2 protein-coding genes are annotated in these 2,281 nt (G+C 58.0%); both read left to right on the top strand.

The window, feature by feature from the left end; genetic code table 11:
* The first annotated feature begins 31 nt into the window (after positions 1-31).
* Positions 32-1,987 (top strand): polysaccharide biosynthesis protein, encoded by a 1,956-nt coding sequence (locus tag WBF74_RS13805; RefSeq protein WP_424440900.1) that lies wholly within the window; start codon positions 32-34, stop codon positions 1,985-1,987.
* Between the two features lie 45 nt (positions 1,988-2,032).
* The coding region (locus WBF74_RS13800) for an NAD-dependent epimerase/dehydratase family protein (RefSeq protein ID WP_424440898.1) at positions 2,033-2,281 on the top strand (249 nt) is incomplete at its 3' end.

Here is a 2,281-nt window from a genome sequence, read left to right as displayed (position 1 = left end):
GTGAACCTAGTCGGAAGGGATTGAGTGTTCCATGCTGGAACTACGGAAGATTGGTGATCGCGTCCTTGGCGGGCTGCTTTCCTTGCCACGCCCGGCCAAGAGAATAGTTGCGGTTTCCGTAGATATCATTCTTGCCATTATGACAATTGCTCTGGCGCTCGCGTTGCGTCTTGAGGCATTCGTGCCGCTCACCGGGACGCGGGTATGGGCGGCGGTCGCGGCGGCTGCGATCGGCATTCCTGTTTTCACCTATTTCGGGCTTTATCGCGCGGTCTTCCGCTTCTCCGGATGGCAGGCGATGGTGAATATCACCAAGGCGGTTGCCGTCTATGGTGTGATCTTTGCGGGCATCTTTACATTTATTGGTGTGCCAGGTGTGCCGCGCTCGATCGGTCTCGCCCAGCCCGTGCTTTTTCTGGTTGCCCTCGTCGCCGCGCGCGCCATCGCGCGTGACATGCTGGGAAGACATTCCCGCTATGCAAAGCGAGCCGATGATCAGCGTGTACTCATTTATGGTGCCGGCGTTGCGGGTCAGCAGCTTGCGGTTGCCCTGTCCGCTGCGGGCAATCAGGAAGTTGTCGGATTTCTTGATGATAATCGCAGCCTGCATGGGCAGGTGGCGAATGGTGTGAAGATCTACAATCCGGCTTCCCTGCATTATGTGATCCCCAAGCTTGATGTCACCGACATTCTGATTGCCATGCCTTCGATCAGCAGGGCGGAGCGGGGCCGGATCATGCGTGACCTCGAGGTCCATTCAGTCCGTGTGCGCACCATGCCGGGCCTTGATGATCTGGCGACGGGTCGTGTGCAGGTGAGTGACATTCGTGAGCCGGATATTCACGAACTGCTGGGTCGTGACCCCGTCGCACCAAACCACGCCCTTCTCAATCGTGATATTCGCGGCCGGGTGGTGATGGTTACAGGCGCGGGCGGTTCCATCGGTAGCGAATTGTGTCGCCAGATACTGAAGTGTGAACCCCGGATGCTTCTCCTGTACGAGATGACCGAGTTCGCGCTCTTTCAGATTGAACAGGAGCTGTTGGCAACAGCGCGGCAGAGGGGATTGCGGTCCACCAGTATCATTCCCCTTCTCGGCTCCGTTCAGGACAGGCGCCGGATGCAGCAGGTTTTCTCGGCATATTCACCGCAGACGGTTTATCACGCCGCCGCCTACAAGCATGTACCACTGGTAGAGGCCAACCCGTTTGAGGGCATCCGGAACAATGTCTGGGGGACATGGGTATGTGCGGAAATGGCGCGCGCGCATGGTACCGCGAACTTTGTTCTCGTCAGCACGGACAAGGCAGTTCGGCCGACCAATGTAATGGGCGCGAGCAAACGACTCGCGGAGCTTGTGCTTCAGGCTTTTGATGAGGAAGAGCGCCGCGCTGTCATCGAAGGTGGCAAGCCGGCGAAGAGAACCTGCTTCTCGATGGTCAGGTTCGGCAACGTGCTCGGCTCTTCGGGTTCTGTCTTGCCGCTCTTCCGGCGCCAGATACGCAATGGTGGTCCCATAACCATCACGCATCCTGATGTCACCCGTTTCTTCATGACGATCCCTGAAGCTGCGCAGCTCGTCATCCAGGCAGGGGCGATGGGAAGCGGAGGCGATGTTTTCCTGCTCGACATGGGCGAGCCGGTTCGCATTGCCGATCTGGCACGACGTATGGTGGCGCTGTCCGGCCTCACTATCCGCGACGCCAGCAACCCGGATGGCGATATCGAGATTGAGGTTATCGGGCTGCGCCCCGGCGAGAAGCTCTATGAAGAGCTGCTTATCGGAGACAATCCCGAAAGAACGGACCATGTCCGCATCATGAAGGCGCATGAGGATCATCTGAGCTGGGACATGCTTGAGCCCAAGCTTCAGAAAATCATGATGACGATTGAAGAAAGCGACCTCTCGACGCTCAAGCTTATCCTTGGCGAACTGGTTTCCGGCTCTGGTCCCGACTCCGAAGCGCTTTGCGCTGCGAGTGCCTGATCCATGTGTCTGCGAGTTTTTGTTGAGCAGGGGTAGAAAGAAATATTGCGCACGGCTCTCGTCACCGGATCAGCCGGATTCATCGGTTACCACGTCTCAGCGCGGCTGCTTCGAGACGGCTTTCGCGTCATCGGTCTCGATGCGCTGACGGACTATTATGATGTCCGGCTGAAGGAGCGGCGACATGCAATGCTCAGGCAGTCAAAGGAGTTCAGTGCCGAGGAACAGCGTCTTGAGACACCGGGATTTCTGAAAGAGCTGTTCGAGCGCGAGAGGCCCGAGGTGGTGGTGCAC

The organism is Parvibaculum sp. (assembly GCF_049672805.1).
Lineage (GTDB): Bacteria > Pseudomonadota > Alphaproteobacteria > Parvibaculales > Parvibaculaceae > Parvibaculum.
The sequence above is the reverse complement of the archived record's forward strand: the minus strand, read 5'-3'. Positions and strand labels throughout refer to the sequence as shown.